At 53.8% G+C, this 14,942-nt stretch carries 14 protein-coding genes; 11 read left to right on the forward strand and 3 right to left on the reverse strand.

Annotation, left to right across the window (positions count from 1 at the left end; genetic code table 11):
• Positions 1-12 precede the first annotated feature (12 nt).
• Together Q4491_RS05480 and dam are read left to right on the forward strand one after the other, a co-directional pair.
• A complete protein-coding gene (locus Q4491_RS05480; RefSeq protein ID WP_303455555.1) occupies positions 13-1,611 on the forward strand; it encodes an AAA family ATPase in 1,599 nt (532 codons plus the stop codon).
• Positions 1,612-1,745: 134 nt separating this feature from the next.
• Entirely contained in the window at positions 1,746-2,573 is an 828-nt protein-coding gene (gene dam / locus Q4491_RS05485; protein ID WP_192015935.1) for an adenine-specific DNA-methyltransferase, read from the forward strand.
• Here the strand turns inward: dam and Q4491_RS05490 are convergent.
• Positions 2,551-2,748 (reverse strand): DUF2970 domain-containing protein, encoded by a 198-nt coding sequence (locus Q4491_RS05490; protein ID WP_192015934.1) that lies wholly within the window; start codon positions 2,746-2,748, stop codon positions 2,551-2,553. The two genes, dam and Q4491_RS05490, sit on opposite strands and share 23 nt — an antisense overlap.
• A 172-nt stretch (positions 2,749-2,920) precedes the next feature.
• On the opposite strand from Q4491_RS05490, the gene rpe reads away from it, so the two are divergent.
• The 9 genes from rpe (at position 2,921) to Q4491_RS05535 (ending at position 13,751) form a co-directional block, all read left to right on the forward strand.
• Positions 2,921-3,595 (forward strand): ribulose-phosphate 3-epimerase, encoded by a 675-nt coding sequence (rpe, locus tag Q4491_RS05495; protein WP_303455556.1) that lies wholly within the window; start codon positions 2,921-2,923, stop codon positions 3,593-3,595.
• Positions 3,595-4,278, forward strand: a complete 684-nt coding sequence (locus Q4491_RS05500; RefSeq protein WP_192015932.1) for a phosphoglycolate phosphatase — start codon at positions 3,595-3,597, stop codon at positions 4,276-4,278. Before rpe ends, Q4491_RS05500 begins: the two co-directional genes overlap by 1 nt.
• Positions 4,279-4,382: 104 nt before the next feature.
• On the forward strand, positions 4,383-5,387 hold the full coding sequence (trpS, locus tag Q4491_RS05505; RefSeq protein WP_192015931.1) for a tryptophan--tRNA ligase: 1,005 nt from the start codon (positions 4,383-4,385) through the stop codon (positions 5,385-5,387).
• Positions 5,388-5,621: 234 nt separating this feature from the next.
• Positions 5,622-7,970 (forward strand): ExeM/NucH family extracellular endonuclease, encoded by a 2,349-nt coding sequence (locus tag Q4491_RS05510; RefSeq protein WP_303455559.1) that lies wholly within the window; start codon positions 5,622-5,624, stop codon positions 7,968-7,970.
• Positions 7,971-8,075: 105 nt separating this feature from the next.
• On the forward strand, positions 8,076-8,651 hold the full coding sequence (locus Q4491_RS05515) for an aminodeoxychorismate/anthranilate synthase component II (protein WP_192015929.1): 576 nt from the start codon (positions 8,076-8,078) through the stop codon (positions 8,649-8,651).
• A gap of 421 nt (positions 8,652-9,072) precedes the next feature.
• Positions 9,073-10,290, forward strand: a complete 1,218-nt coding sequence (locus Q4491_RS05520; protein ID WP_192015928.1) for an aspartate aminotransferase family protein — start codon at positions 9,073-9,075, stop codon at positions 10,288-10,290.
• A gap of 136 nt (positions 10,291-10,426) precedes the next feature.
• Positions 10,427-11,443: an arginine N-succinyltransferase gene (gene astA, locus Q4491_RS05525; RefSeq protein WP_027250646.1), complete on the forward strand. Its 1,017-nt coding sequence runs from the start codon at positions 10,427-10,429 to the stop codon at positions 11,441-11,443.
• Positions 11,444-11,460: 17 nt separating this feature from the next.
• A complete protein-coding gene (astD, locus tag Q4491_RS05530; RefSeq protein WP_192015926.1) occupies positions 11,461-12,918 on the forward strand; it encodes a succinylglutamate-semialdehyde dehydrogenase in 1,458 nt (485 codons plus the stop codon).
• A 38-nt stretch (positions 12,919-12,956) separates the two neighbouring features.
• Positions 12,957-13,751, forward strand: a complete 795-nt coding sequence (locus Q4491_RS05535) for a DUF1338 domain-containing protein (protein ID WP_192015925.1) — start codon at positions 12,957-12,959, stop codon at positions 13,749-13,751.
• A gap of 71 nt (positions 13,752-13,822) precedes the next feature.
• Here the strand turns inward: Q4491_RS05535 and Q4491_RS05540 are convergent, their stop codons facing one another.
• Both Q4491_RS05540 and crp read right to left on the reverse strand, forming a co-directional pair.
• Complete coding sequence (locus Q4491_RS05540; RefSeq protein ID WP_192015924.1) at positions 13,823-14,032, reverse strand: hypothetical protein; 210 nt, start codon at positions 14,030-14,032, stop codon at positions 13,823-13,825.
• Positions 14,033-14,213: 181 nt separating this feature from the next.
• Positions 14,214-14,846: a cAMP-activated global transcriptional regulator CRP gene (gene crp / locus Q4491_RS05545; RefSeq protein ID WP_027250650.1), complete on the reverse strand. Its 633-nt coding sequence runs from the start codon at positions 14,844-14,846 to the stop codon at positions 14,214-14,216.
• Positions 14,847-14,942 lie beyond the last annotated feature (96 nt).

Genomic DNA, 14,942 nt, shown 5'->3' on the forward strand with positions numbered 1-14,942 from the left:
TTGTAATAATACATGACGATAGCCGCTTCTCTGACGTCTCTGGATCTGGACAGCCAGATCCAACTGCTTTCCCGGGTACAGTTTCTGACCCGATTCAGCTCCCATTTGATCCAAATCAGCGGCGAACCCGGGGCCGGTAAATCCTGGCTGGCGCAGCGGTATCTTGAGCAATGGGCCGACTCAGACGGTATTAACAATACCCGACAGGCCTTGCTGATGTGTCACCCGGCACAGAATGACAACCAGCACAGAACCATATTGCTTAACCAACTGATCCCGGGCGCAGTGTTTAACGAGAGTGATCCCCTGCACCAGAGTGTCGAGCGTCTGCTGGCTGGAAAACCGGTCGAGCTGCTGCTTGTGATCGATGATGCCCATATGCTCAGTCCGGCACTGATTGGCGAACTGTGGGCTCTGGTGGTGAAAGCACAAGATTCAGCAGACTGGCAGGTGAATGTACTACTCTTTAGTCAGACTGGTCGGTTAACCAAAGCCTTGCATCAGGTCTCTCATGGTCAGGGACAGACGCCACTGGAGCTGGAAATTCCCTTACTGCCTGAACAGGAAGTACAGGCGTTTCTGGAATTGGTTCTGGCCACCCATTCACTCGATGCCAACCAACGTCGGGCCCTCAAAGCGCAGGCGGAGGATGTGGCGCCGACACCCGGCGCGTTGTCGGCACTCAATCACACGGAGGTGGTGTATATGGCCAATACAAGCTCCAGAGCTTTTTCCCCGGCCGCACTCTTGCTGTTGTTGCTGGTTATTGCGGCGGCCGGCCTGGTGTTCTGGTACTTCCCCGATCAGACGGCATCATCTCAATCCGATACGGAATCACCCAGCCCGGATATGACGGCAGCAGATGAAGTGCTGGCGCAATCGGCCGATGGCCTGGCTGTGTTACCGGATGAGCATGATGAGCTGCCACTTGCAACGGACAGCGGAGCCGCTGGCCTCACAGACAGTAGCGATAGCCAGATAGCAGAAGCGGGGTCGTCCGCACCTGCTGAGGCAAATGCGGAGATCTTACCTGAGCCGGTCAAGATTGAAGGATTGACCGTTGGCCGCAGCAATACCGCAGGCCAGCGCGTGGTGGTGCCATCGGATGTGGTGGATGCCATGCTCACCGAGCAGGAAACCGGTGGCTCAGGCGAGCTGGCAGTGGCAGCCCAGGGCGCTCTCAGTCAGGCGGCTAATACTCCCGCGGCTGAGGGGGGAGAAACCGGCATTCCCGCCGCCGCTTCGACGCCAGAGCCAACGGCAGATGCGGCTCCAACAGCACCGCAGCTGACCGGCCTGCAGGCAGCAATGGCAGAAGATAAAGATACCCTCAAGTCGGTCAATAGCCGTCATTATGCGCTGCAGCTGGCCGCTATGCATTCGCTGGACGCCACCCGCAGTTTCCTCAATGAATACGGGATTGAAGATACCGCCCAGGTGTATCAGACCCAGCGGCAGGGTGTGCGCTGGTATATTGTGGTCACCGGTGATTACAGTAGCGTAGCTGCCGCCCGCCGGGCACAGGCGCAGTTACCGGCGAAAGTGCAATCGGTGCAGCCTTGGGTGAAATCTTATACGCAGATTCACCGTGAAATCGACCGGGTTCAGTAACCGCATGGCGCCCGGTCGGCAGTAATTCAGTTGTTAGGGGGATAATTGTCCCCAAGCAGTATGGGTCAGGTGAGAAATAGGTTACAATCCGCCACCTTTGAAAAGACAGTCGTTATGGGTGGTAGGTTAACCAAATGAAAAAGCAGCGTGCCTTTCTGAAATGGGCCGGAGGCAAGTTTTCTCTGGTCGAGGACATCAGACGACATCTGCCACCTGCACGAAAACTGGTTGAACCTTTTGTCGGTGCGGGTTCTGTGTTTCTTAACACGGACTACGACGACTATCTGCTGGCTGATATCAATCCGGATTTAATCAATCTTTACAATGTGATTAAGCATGAACCCGAGCGTTATATCGAAGACGCTCGGCAGTATTTCACCCCGGAATACAACCAGAAAGGTGCCTATCTGGCTATCCGCGAAGCGTTTAACCAGACTCAGGATACCTACCTGCGTTCCCTGTATTTTCTCTATATGAACCGCCATGGCTTTAATGGCTTGTGCCGTTACAACAAGAAAGGCGGCTTTAATGTGCCGTTTGGTTCGTATAAAAAGCCTTACTTCCCGGAAGCAGAAATGTACCACTTTGCGGAAAAGGCCAAAAAAGCGACCTTTATCTGTGAAGGCTACCACCAGACCTTTTCCCGCGCCCGCAAAGGCAGTGTGATTTATTGCGATCCGCCTTATGCGCCGCTGTCAACAACGGCCAATTTTACCTCTTATGCCGGTAATGGTTTCAGTCTGGACGATCAGGCTGCACTGGCCGATGTGGCAGAAAAAGCCGCCACAGAGCGTGACATTCCGGTACTGATTTCCAATCACGACACTACGCTGACCCGCCGCCTGTATCACGGCGCGGCGTTGTCAGTGGTGCGGGTAAAACGCACGATCAGCCGAAACGGCGGTGGCCGCAATAAAGTGGACGAGCTGCTGGCGCTGTTCAGCCCGCCACAAAACGACTGATGATCACCAGCATTCCCACAAACAGAAAGATAGCGACCAGTCCTGCCAGAATGAAGGGCAGGGCACTGGGCTGGCTGAAATCCTGTTGCCGGCTGTGATCGGACTGAACCCCCAGCAGAGCAGCGCCCACGCTGCGCCACAGGTTGTTTTTCTTTGATGCGGGTTTGTGCTTCATGAGTAACTCCTGTCGTCTGCGCTTCCTTACGCTTTAGCTTAGCCTGTAAACACAGAGAGGGCTGCGGAACAAATCGGTAAGACATCGGGGTGGATATCGGGTAGAATTTTGCCCATTTACTGCCCCGTATAGCTATACCGCGCGGGAACCCACTCAAGTACAGAGGCTGAACATGACGGATTTTCTGATCGCTCCCTCCATTTTGTCTGCCGATTTTGCCCGTTTGGGTGAAGACGTTGAAAAAGTGCTGGCCGCCGGTGCCGATGTTATCCACTTTGATGTTATGGATAACCACTACGTCCCTAACCTCACCTTTGGTGCCCCCATCTGTAAAGCGCTGCGTGATTATGGCATTACTGCGCCGATTGATGTGCATTTGATGGTTAAGCCGGTGGATCGCATTATTCCGGATTTTGCCAAGGCCGGCGCGACTATGATCACCATTCATGCCGAGGCGACCGAGCACCTGGACAGAAGCCTGCAACTGATCAAAGACCACGGCTGTCAGGCCGGTGTGGTATTCAATCCGGGCACGCCGCTGCATTATCTCGACCACGTGATGGACAAGCTGGACATGATTTTGCTGATGTCGGTCAATCCGGGTTTTGGCGGGCAGTCTTTCATTCCGCATACCCTGGAAAAGCTGCGTATGGTGCGCGAGCGGATTGAGGCCTCTGGCCGTGAAATCCGGCTTGAAATTGACGGTGGGGTGAAAGTGGAGAATATCCGCGAAATCGCTCAGGCTGGTGCTGACATGTTTGTGGCCGGGTCGGCGATTTTTGGTCAGCCAGATTACAAAACCGTGATTGACGAGATGCGGGCAGAACTGGCCAAGGTGACGCGTTAATGAAAATTGAAGGCATTACCTTTATCGCGTTTGATCTGGACGGCACCTTGCTCGACAGTGTACCGGACCTTGCCGACGCTGCTGATAAAACCATGCAAGCGCTGGGCTTACCCGGCGTGACCGAAGCGCAGACCCAGACCTGGATAGGTAATGGTGCTGAGACTCTGATTGGCCGCGCCCTGAGTCAGAGTATTGAACTGGACCCGGCGCTGGATCCCGAGCTGCATCAAAGAGCACTGGTGATGTTTAACCGTTTTTATCGCGAAGGCGGTCACAAGAAAACAGTGCTCTACCCGGGGGTGACAGAAACGCTGGAAACCCTGCATCAGGCAGGGATCCCTATGGCGATTGTCACCAACAAACCCTCACAGTTTGTGCCGCATATTCTTGAAGAGTACGGGATCAGCCAGTATTTTACCGATGTGATCGGCGGCGATACCTTCCCGAAGAAAAAGCCGGACCCTTACGCGCTGCACTGGCTGATGGAAAAACATTGCCTGAGTTGCAGCGAGATGTTGATGGTCGGCGACTCCCGTAATGATGTTCTGGCGGCTCAGGCGGCCTCATGCTATGTTGTCGGCCTGACTTATGGCTACAACTATGGCCTGCCGATTAGTGACAGTCACCCGGACCGGGTGCTGGATCAGTTCAGCCAGTTGCTGGATGTAGTGGCTATCGCCTAATCGCAGCGTTGACTCGATCGGCGTCAGGTTTAGCCGGTCACTTATTGTTTTCAGGCGGCATAGGTGCCGCCGGATATGTTTAGGACAAACAGGAATATCCCATCATGAGTAAACCCATTGTATTTAGTGGCGTACAGCCTTCCGGTGAGTTAAGTATTGGTAACTACATGGGTGCGCTGCGTCAGTGGGAACAAATGCAGGATGAGTACAACTGCCACTACTGTGTGGTGGACCTGCATGCCATCACAGTCCGCCAGGACCCGGCGGCGCTGCGTGAAGCCACGCTGGATGCGCTGGCGTTGTGTCTGGCGGTGGGCGTCAGCCCGGAAAAGAGCACCTTGTTCGTTCAGTCGCATGCCCGTGAGCATGCTCAGTTGGCTTGGGTGCTGAACTGCTACACCCAGATGGGCGAGCTGAACCGTATGACGCAGTTTAAAGACAAATCACAGCGCCATTCGGAAAACATCAATGCCGGCCTGTTCTCTTATCCTGTGCTGATGGCGGCAGATATCCTGCTGTACGGCGCGCATCAGGTGCCTGTGGGCAATGACCAGAAGCAGCACCTGGAGCTGGCTCGTGACATCGCGATTCGCTTCAACAATCTGTATGGCGATACTTTTGTGGTGCCTGAGCCTTACATTCCGCCAGTTGGCGCGCGTGTAATGAGCCTGCAGGATCCGCTGAAGAAGATGTCCAAGTCAGACGACAACCGCAACAATGTGATTGGTCTGCTGGAAGACCCGAAAGCGATCACCAAGAAGATCAAGCGTGCGGTAACCGATTCTGAAGAGCCGCCACGTGTGGTGTTTGATATCGAAAATAAACCTGGGGTGTCGAACCTGATGGGTATCATGTCGGGTGTGACAGGCAAGAGCCTGGCCGACATTGAAGCCGAGTACAGCGATAAAATGTACGGCCATCTGAAGAAAGATACCGCCGAAGCGGTGGTGGCGATGCTGGAGCCGCTTCAGGCGCGCTATCACGCATACCGTGAAGATCGCGCTTTCCTGGATCAGGTGATGAAAACCGGTGCTGAGAAAGCCTCTGCACGTGCCGCCGAGGTGCTGAAGAAGGTTTACCAGGCCGTGGGTTTTGTTGCCCGCCCTTAATCATAAATCTCATTAAGCGTACAAATGTAAGCAGAAGGCAGCACCTTCTGCTTTTTTTGTGCCCGTTTACCGCGAATTACCTCTGCTGTTTTTTAGAGTAAGATCACTAAAATGAAGTCACATGGTGCATATGTGCAGTGTTTGTTAATGCTGTCACATTTATGAGATGTATAAGTGTTAAATAATGCATTCCTTTTTAGATATAGCTCTCAATAAATGTAAAGGATTGCAGACATGCTACGAACCACACTTTTGCCATTGGCGGCTGCCGTGGGCTTATTGCCTGTGCAGGCAATGGCCGACACCTTTAGCTGTGACACGCAAACCCTGATCCCGATTTATCAGCTTCAGGGAGACGGCCTCAAGAGCCCAGTGATCCCTGACGGCCAGTACACCAGCTCAGAGGCCTATTACGTGCGCGGGGTGGTGACGGCCAAAACGGACAGCCTCTATAAAGGCTTCTTCATGCAGGATCCGCAGGGTGATGACAACCCTGACACTTCTGACGGTATCTTTGTCTACACCGGCACTAAGGTGGCGGCGGATGTGCAGCCGGGAATGACGGTGTGTCTCAAGGCCAGGGTTAAAGAGCACTACGACCTGACGCAGTTGCTGGCCGAGCAGGACAAGCTGGTGATCGAAGCGCCGGGCGTTGTACCGGCACCTGTTGCCATTAGCGTCAGAGACGGTGAGCCGCTGGCTGATGCCATGGAGCGCTATGAAGGCATGCGTGTCCGGCTGGTAACAGACAGTCAGCTGAAAGTGACCCGCAATTTTGGTTTCGATTACTCCTCGTACCGTAACAATATGGTGCTGTCACACGCTGCGCCGCTAATGAAACCCACTCAGCTCTATGTGGCCGGCAGCGAGCAAGCCAAAGCACTGGCGGCAGCGAATGACCGCAATCAGCTCTACATTGATACTGATGCCAAGGCGCCGGATGGCGTGATGCCTTATTTTCCGGCACTGGATGCCGAGCAGGGCTATATTCGGGTGGGCGACACAGTCGTGAATCTTGAAGGGGTGATTGGCTACAGCTACGGCGAGTACCGTCTGCTGCCCACTAACACCCTGTCGGCAGCGGATTTTATCCACCATGACGATCGTACCCCGGCCCCGCAGGCGGTGCCGGATACGCAGCTGAAAATTGCCAGTTTCAACGTGCTCAATCTCTTTACCAGCGACAGTGACATAGGCGGCGCGCTGAATGCGATGTGTAAAGATCAGGCCGATGCCGATGCGGCCAATGGCTGCAACCGTGGTGCCAACACCCTGAGTGATTTCCAGCTGCAGCGCAGCAAGATAGTCAATGCGCTGACTGCCATGAATGCCGATATCGTCGGTATCATGGAAGTGGAAAATAACGGTTTTGGTGATGACAGTGCGCTGGCCAATCTGGTCACTACGTTGAACCAGCAGTTCAGTGATCCGGCGGATCACTACAGCTTCATCACTATTGAGCAGGCTGACATGCACCAGGGCCGGTTTCTGGGCTCGGATGCCATCACAGTGGCGCTGATTTACCGTCCGGGCAAAGTACAGCCGGCGTCAGCGGCGCAGGTCATTCGGATGCCGGAGCAGCACTTGTCCGGTGAGAGTCCTCAGGGCGAGACGAAACAGCTGGATAAGTACCAGCGTGACAGCCTGATGCAGACTTTCGCGGTGCAAGGCGCGGCGGACGCGCAGCCATTGACCGTGGTGGTGAATCACCTGAAATCCAAAGGCTCAGGTTGCTACGAAGATTGGGTCAGGGGTGAATTTGACAGCGATCCGGCTGATTTACAGGGCCACTGTAATGCGTTCCGGGTCTCTGCCGCTATGGTACTGGCTGAGACACTGAAAAATATCGAGGGTGATCTGCTGGTGCTGGGTGATATGAATGCGTACGCCAAGGAAGATCCTATCCGCATTCTGACTGACTATGATCCGGCCAGTGCAGAGCGCAAGATACTGTCGGCTTCCGGCACTTCGGTAGCCGGTAAAGTGCTGCATGAGCACGGTGTGGAAGCAGGCAAAGGGCTGGGCCTGGTGAATCTGGCCGACAAAGGCCACGACGTGCCGGCTTATTCCTACAGCTATGAGGGAGAGCTGGGCAGTTTGGATCACGCACTGGCTAACCTGTCGCTGGCCGGGAAAGTGGCGGGTATTGAAGAGTGGCACATCAATTCGGTCGAAAGTAGCTTGTTTGAGTACTCAGATAAGCACACAGGGGATCTGGTGAAATCGGCCGGGCCCTTTTCTGCCTCAGATCATGATCCTGTGGTGGTCAGCCTGCGCTATGCACAGCCTGATCCGCGCCGGTTTCAGCTGACGTTCAAAAACAAGAGTGCCCATCCTGTTTATCCGGTATTCAATCGCTGGTACTGGGACAGCACACAAACATGGCTGATGCCGGGCAAGCAGCGTCGCTACCGGGAGGACAATGTGTTCTTAAACCATGTCGGCATTGCTGCCGGCGATCAGGTGAGCCTGAGCCTGCTGGCTTACGGGGTGTTCGAAGTGCCTTGCAGCTACGCGCCGCTGCGCTTAACCGGCCGCCTGAAAGCTGTGTATAACGGTGACAGCTGTCAGATGAAGCACTGATCCTGCGCTTTTGGCGCTAAAAAGGCCGGCAGGAGGCAATCCTGCTTGCCTTTCTCCCTCCCTGTTGCAAAATAGGGCGCCGATTTTGCCAGGGCAGGGAGACTTATGCTGTTGATCATTGATAATTACGACTCTTTTACCTACAACCTGTACCAGTATTTCTGTGAGCTGGGTGCTGAGGTGAAGGTGGTCCGTAATGATGAGATAGATCTGGCGGGGATTGCTGCGCTGGCGCCGTCCCATCTGGTGATCTCCCCTGGCCCGTGTACCCCGGATGATGCCGGTATTTCCCTGGCGGCGATTGCTCATTTTGCTGGCAAACTGCCGATCCTGGGAGTCTGCCTGGGACATCAGTCGATGGCGCAGGTCTTTGGCGCCAAAGTCGTGCGCGCCCGGCAGGTTATGCACGGCAAAACCTCCCCGGTGCGACACAATAACCACAGTGTGTTTTGCGGTCTGAATAATCCCCTGACGGTGACCCGTTATCACTCGCTGGTGGTGCAGGCCGATAGCTTACCTGACTGTTTCGAAGTCACGGCATGGACAGAAAAAGACGGCAAGCCGGATGAGATTATGGGCATCAGCCATCGCACTTTGCCGCTGGAAGGTGTTCAGTTCCACCCGGAAAGTATTCTTACTGAGCAGGGTCATCAGCTGCTGGCTAATTTTCTGCGTCGCTGAAACCGGCTTTTACCTCTCTTGTTATCTGCCCCTTTCTTTCTCTTTTTTCGCTGCCAGGCCTTGTCAAATGTGGCTTGGCTAATGAGCCATTAGTCTTTCTAATGGGTGTTTTTAGCGATTTTGGCTGTCTCACAAGCGCGATCTGCATCACTTTTCTTAACATTGACTGAAAAATATTCATCCGGCCTTTGTCGCAAGCTTATGCATTTGGCCAAATCATGAACAGGGGCATTGATTCCTACAGGGAAAAACACCTTTCCTTAAAATCGTCTTAATAAGTTTTCCTTACTCGCGCATAAATATGTATCCATCGCAGTTATATGACGCACTTTCCGCAAAGGAAAAACATTTTCTGCTATTGGAATCGGTTAAAATTATGTAAATACTATGCGCAAAGCGATATACACAGAAGGAAAGTATAATGGCGACGGATCAAAAAGTAGGACGTCAAACCTTTGATGAGGTCATGGTACCTTGTTATGCCCCAATGCAAATCATCCCGGTGAAAGGTAAAGGTGCCCGTGTGTGGGACCAGGATGATCGTGAGTACATCGATTTCGCCGGTGGTATCGCGGTGAGCTGCTTGGGCCATTGCCACCCGGCTATGGTGTCAGCACTGAAAGAGCAGGGTGAGAAAATTTGGCACCTGAGCAACGTCATGACCAATGAGCCGGCACTGCGCCTGGCGAAAAAACTGACGGAAGTCAGCTTTGCCGAGAAAGTCTTCTTTGCCAACTCTGGTGCTGAAGCGAACGAAGCCGCACTGAAACTGGCGCGCCGTTATGCCGCCGACAAATTCGGTCCGGAAAAAGATGAAATCATCGCCTTTAAACAAGGTTTCCACGGCCGTACTTTCTTCACTGTGACCGTAGGTGGTCAGGCGGCATACTCTGACGGTTTCGGTCCTAAGCCTCAGGCGGTCACACACCTGCCTTACAACGATCTGGACGCGCTGGCAGCACACATCTCTGACCGCACCTGTGCTGTCATGATGGAGCCGCTGCAAGGCGAAGGCGGTATCGTCTCTCCGACTCAGGAATTTATCCAGGGTGTGCGTGAGTTGTGTGACAAGCACAACGCGCTGCTGGTTTTCGATGAAGTACAAACAGGTAACGGCCGTACCGGTGAATTCTATGCGTATCAGGGTCTGGGCGTGACGCCTGACATCCTGAGCACAGCGAAATCGCTGGGTGGCGGCTTCCCGATTGGTGCCATGCTGACCACCACTGAGCTGGCACAGCACCTGAAAATCGGTACTCACGGTTCGACTTACGGTGGTAACCCGCTGGCCTGTGCCGTGGCAGAAGCTGTGGTTGACGAAGTCAGCAAGCCGGAAGTACTGGCCGGTGTTAAAGAGCGTGAGCAATGGTTCCGCGACGGGATTGAGAAAATCAATGCTCAGTACCCTATCTTCGCTGAAGTACGCGGTAAAGGCCTGTTGCTGGGCGCTGCACTGAATGCTGAGTGGCAGGGCCGTGCACGTGATGTGCTACTGGCTGCTGGTGAAGAAGGTCTGATGGTGCTGGTAGCCGGTACCAATGTCGTGCGTTTCACGCCTTCTCTGGTGATTGAAAAATCGGATGTCGAAGAAGGTCTGGCCCGTCTGGAACGTGCCATCGCCAAGCTTTACAACCAATAATAAGACAAGGGCAGGCACAATAGCTTGCCCTGCTTGCTGCCCCGGGTGTCGCCCGGGGTAGTTTTTAGAAGAGAAAGAAATTACAGATATTCAGAGTTAGCAACCTGTGTTGCTACCTGCATCAGGAGGGAGTTCGATGCTGGTTATACGTCCAATTACAAAAGCTGATTTACCTGCACTGATGATGTGCGCCGACGAATCAGGTCACGGCTTCACATCATTGCCGGTTAATGAGGAGATCCTCAGCAATCGGATCGCGCATTCAGTGGAAAGCTTTAATAAAGACGTCACTGCACCGGGTCCGGAAGGCTACCTCATGGTGGCGGAAGATACTGAGACAGGCGAAATTGCTGGTACGACCGCCCTGGAAGCGGCAGTCGGACTGGATAACCCATTCTATACTTATCACCTCAGCACCCTGGTCCATAATTCACATCATCTGGATGTGCACAAAGTGCTGAAGGTACTGACGTTCGGTAATGACTACACGGGTGTGAGTGAACTGTGCACCTTATTCCTGCGTCCTCAGTGGCGTCAGGGACTGAACGGTAAGCTGCTGTCCAAGTGCCGTTTCCTTATGCTGGCCGAGCACAGCCACCGTTTTTCTGACACTGTGATTGCCGAAATGCGCGGTGTATCAGATGAGCAGGGAAATTCCCCGTTCTGGGAATGGCTGAAAGAGCACTTTTTCTCGATTGATTTTGTCGAAGCCGATTACCTGACAGGTATCGGTAAGAAAGAATTTATTGCCGATCTGATGCCGAAATTGCCCATTTACGTCAACCTGCTGAGCAAAGAGGCCCAGGCCGTGATTGGGCAGGTACATGACAATACGCGCCCGGCGCTAAAATTGCTGGAAGCAGAAGGTTTCGTCAACCGCGGTTATGTCGATATTTTTGATGCCGGCCCCACGGTGGAGTGCGATCTTCGCCATATTGAGTCGGTCCGTGCATCTCAGCGCTGTACGGTTGAGATCGGCGAACATCACAGCTCGCATAATTACATCATCAGTAATACCCGTTTTGCCGGTTTCCGTGCAACGGTAGGTAAAGCGGCACTGGATGGTGAACGTAATCTGGCCATCATTTCTCCGGAAATGGCCAAGGTGTTAGAAGTGAAAAACGGGGATCAGGTTCGCCTGATTGCTCAATAACTAGGGTGGAATACAAAATGACACAATGGATAGCAGGTAACTGGCAAGCCGGTCAGGGTGAAGCGATGCAGTCGCTGAACCCATTCAGCGGTGAAGTGATCTGGGAAGGTAAGAGTGCCACAACCGAGCAGGTTGAGCAGGCTGTGGCCAGCGCGCGTCAGGCACTGGTTACCTGGCGTCATACCCGTCTGGAAGAGCGTCAGGCTATCGTTGAGCGCTTCGCTGCCCTGGTCAAAGACAACAGCGAGCACATTGCCCGCACTATTGCCGAAGAAACCGGCAAACCGCTGTGGGAAACGCGTACTGAAGCCGGTGCCATGGTGGGTAAGATTGCGATTTCTCTGCGTGCTTACAATGAGCGTACCGGCGAGCGTGAAAAAGACGTGGCAGGTACCAAAGCTGTGCTACGCCACCGTCCGCTGGGCGTGATGGCCGTTTTCGGTCCGTATAATTTCCCCGGTCACCTGCCAAATGGCCATATTGTACCTGCGCTGCTGGCGGGGAACACTGTGGTGTTTAAGCCTTCTGATCTGACGCCAAAAGTGGCGGAAGAAACCATCAGATTATGGGAGCAGGCGGGTCTGCCAGCCGGTGTGCTTAATCTGGTTCAGGGTGCACGTGCAACCGGTGAAGCCCTGGCACAGTCTACCGGTATTGACGGTCTGCTGTTTACCGGTAGCGCTAATACAGGTCATATCCTGCACCGTCAGTTTGCCGGCCAGCCGGGTAAAATGCTGGCGCTGGAGATGGGCGGCAACAACCCTATGGTTATCTCCAAGGCGTACGGTGATCTGAAGTCTACTGTGTACACCATTATCCAGTCGGCTTTCATCAGTGCCGGACAGCGTTGTACCTGTGCCCGTCGCCTCTATGTCCCTGAAGGGGCAGAAGGTGATGCACTGGTTACGGCGCTGGTCGAAGCGGCCAAAGCCATTAAGGTGGACGGTCCGTTTGCCGAGCCACAACCTTTCATGGGCCCGCAAATTTCGACTCTGGCTGCCGATAATATCGTGGCAGCCCAGGAGCGTCTGATTGCTATGGGCGGCGAGCCGCTGCTGAAAGCCGATCGCGGCCAGGGCGCCATAGTGACTCCGGGCATCATTGAAGTCAGCAAGATAGCCGAACTGCCGGATGAAGAATACTTCGGGCCGCTGCTGCAGGTGGCGCGTTATCAGGAACTGCCTCAGGCGGTCGAGATGGCGAACAATACCCGTTACGGCTTGTCAGCCGGTCTGGTTTCTACTGACGACAGTGAGTGGGAATACTTTATCGATCATATCCGTGCGGGCGTCGTCAACCGTAACCGCCAGTTGACCGGTGCCAGCGGCGATGCGCCGTTCGGTGGTCCGGGTGCCTCGGGTAATTTGCGTCCGAGTGCTTACTACGCTGCGGATTACTGTGCATACCCAATGGCATCTATGGAAGGTGAGGCAACCGAATTGCCGGCACAGCTGTCTCCAGGGATCCAACTGTAATTCATACTTAACCCGTATTTTCGAAGGGGAACCGCATCATGGAAAGAGTGGAAAAATTGTTTGATGCCCTGTGGCAGGACTTTACTACCCGTCTTTGCCCGTCGGCGGCGCAGGTACACGATCTGCTGACAGAGGAAGAGCCTCTGCAGAATGATCATATTGCGTTGCGTACCTTTAATCTGCCTGGTGTCAGTCTGGATGTTCTGGCTGCACCTTTTATCGCCATTGGCTACAAGCCTTGCGGTATCTATCATTTCGAGCAGAAGAAACTGTACGCGGAGCACTTCGAGCACCCGAATCCGGCTGCCCCGAAAGTGTTTATCAGTGAACTGCTGGTTGGTCAGTGCTCTGCACAACTGCAGAACACGGTGCGTGCGCTGGTAAAGCAGATCCCTGACGGTGCAATGGATGATGCGTCTTTCCTTTATAACGGCCGTTTGTGGGAGCTGGATTTTGCGACCTATGAAATGCTGGCCGCGGAAAGCGAGTATGCCGGCTGGGTGGCCGCTCACGGTTACGGCGCCAATCACTTTACGGTAAGCGTCAATCAGCTGGAGCAGTTCACCGAAGTGGCGGCGGTTAACAGCTTGCTGCGCCACAACGGGTTCAGCATTAATGAAGCCGGCGGCGAAGTGAAAGGCAATCCGGCAGTGATGCTGGAGCAGTCATCCACTATGGCTGACCGTGTTGATGTGTCCTTCACCGACGGTGTTCGCACAATTCCCGGTGGTTTTTATGAGTTTGCCAAGCGCTACCATCAGGCAGACGGGGAACTCTATCCGGGCTTTGTCGAAGCGTCAGCCGACAAAATCTTCGAAAGTACCAATATGTGATTCAGCCTGACTGAAAAACACCTTAAACAGCGGCCTTTTGGTCGCTGTTTTTTTAGGTCAGGCTGTTGGTGTCAGTGCTGCTGATCCAAAGGCAGCACCCAGGCATCGTTGTCACGACTCAGGATCCCGGCGTGCAGACCGGCTTCCTGTTCCAGTAACAGACGGGGTGACTGAAACCCTGTCATTTCCACTGATGCTGTGAGGAAGCGGCCCATAGTGACCACAGGGCGGGTTGGCACCTGGCTGTGCTGCGCATTCGGGGCAAAACGTTCGATATCCATATCGCTGCATCCACATAAAACTGATATGCCAAATGTAGCAATAGGAATGAGGAAGGCAACTGAAAAACTGTGAGGTGACTAGAGGAACACGATGCAAAGCCGGGGGAGGGTGTGCAAATGCAAGAAAAGCCGCACTGGCGGCTTTTCTTATACTCACATTGGCTGCATCACAGCTGAGTGATCAGCGAGTGCCGTAAACCACTATGGTTTTGCCGTGGGCAGAAATCAGGTTCTGCTCTTCCAGCATCTTGAGGATGCGGCCAACGGTTTCACGGGAACAGCCTACGATCTGGCCGATTTCCTGACGGGTGATTTTGATTTGCATGCCGTCCGGGTGGGTCATGGCATCAGGTTGTTTGGCCAGATTCAGCAGTGTCTGGGCAATACGACCGGTAACATCCAGGAACGCCAGGTCGCCAACTTTCTGGCTGGTGACTTGCAGACGACGAGCCATCTGAGCAGACAGTCGCATCAGAATATCCGGGTTGACCTGGATCAGCTGACGGAATTTCTTAAAGGAAATCTCTGCCACTTCACATGGTGTTTTTGCACGAACCCAGGCAGTACGCTCCTGGCCTTCTTCAAACAGGCCAAGCTCACCGATGAAGTCGCCCTGGTTGAGGTAGGACAGAATCATCTCTTTGCCTTCTTCGTCCTTGATAAGAACGGCAACGGAGCCTTTAACGATGTAGTAGAGGGTCTCTGCTTTCTCGCCAGCATGGATCAGTGTACTCTTTGAAGGGTACTTATGAATGTGGCAATGAGAAAGGAACCACTCCAAGGTTGGATCTGTTTGCGGTTTACCTGGAACCATATTACTAACTTCCTCTGCAGTGTGTTGCCCAACAACGTCATTCCTTGAATTGGGGTTGGGTATAACAATATCATTGTTTGCCAACTAGGATATTCA

Source organism: Photobacterium sp. 2_MG-2023 (assembly GCF_030547675.1).
Classification (GTDB): Bacteria; Pseudomonadota; Gammaproteobacteria; order Enterobacterales; family Vibrionaceae; genus Photobacterium; species Photobacterium arenosum.

Bases quoted from the DNA above. Each gene is read 5' to 3' on its own strand.
- Q4491_RS05480 (WP_303455555.1), top strand. From the start codon at position 13: ATGACGATAGCCGCTTCTCTGACGTCTCTGGATCTGGACAGCCAGATC.
- dam (WP_192015935.1), top strand. From the start codon at position 1,746: ATGAAAAAGCAGCGTGCCTTTCTGAAATGGGCCGGAGGCAAGTTTTCT.
- Q4491_RS05490 (WP_192015934.1), bottom strand. From the start codon at position 2,748: ATGAAGCACAAACCCGCATCAAAGAAAAACAACCTGTGGCGCAGCGTG.
- rpe (WP_303455556.1), top strand. From the start codon at position 2,921: ATGACGGATTTTCTGATCGCTCCCTCCATTTTGTCTGCCGATTTTGCC.
- Q4491_RS05500 (WP_192015932.1), top strand. From the start codon at position 3,595: ATGAAAATTGAAGGCATTACCTTTATCGCGTTTGATCTGGACGGCACC.
- trpS (WP_192015931.1), top strand. From the start codon at position 4,383: ATGAGTAAACCCATTGTATTTAGTGGCGTACAGCCTTCCGGTGAGTTA.
- Q4491_RS05510 (WP_303455559.1), top strand. From the start codon at position 5,622: ATGCTACGAACCACACTTTTGCCATTGGCGGCTGCCGTGGGCTTATTG.
- Q4491_RS05515 (WP_192015929.1), top strand. From the start codon at position 8,076: ATGCTGTTGATCATTGATAATTACGACTCTTTTACCTACAACCTGTAC.
- Q4491_RS05520 (WP_192015928.1), top strand. From the start codon at position 9,073: ATGGCGACGGATCAAAAAGTAGGACGTCAAACCTTTGATGAGGTCATG.
- astA (WP_027250646.1), top strand. From the start codon at position 10,427: ATGCTGGTTATACGTCCAATTACAAAAGCTGATTTACCTGCACTGATG.
- astD (WP_192015926.1), top strand. From the start codon at position 11,461: ATGACACAATGGATAGCAGGTAACTGGCAAGCCGGTCAGGGTGAAGCG.
- Q4491_RS05535 (WP_192015925.1), top strand. From the start codon at position 12,957: ATGGAAAGAGTGGAAAAATTGTTTGATGCCCTGTGGCAGGACTTTACT.
- Q4491_RS05540 (WP_192015924.1), bottom strand. From the start codon at position 14,032: ATGGATATCGAACGTTTTGCCCCGAATGCGCAGCACAGCCAGGTGCCA.
- crp (WP_027250650.1), bottom strand. From the start codon at position 14,846: ATGGTTCCAGGTAAACCGCAAACAGATCCAACCTTGGAGTGGTTCCTT.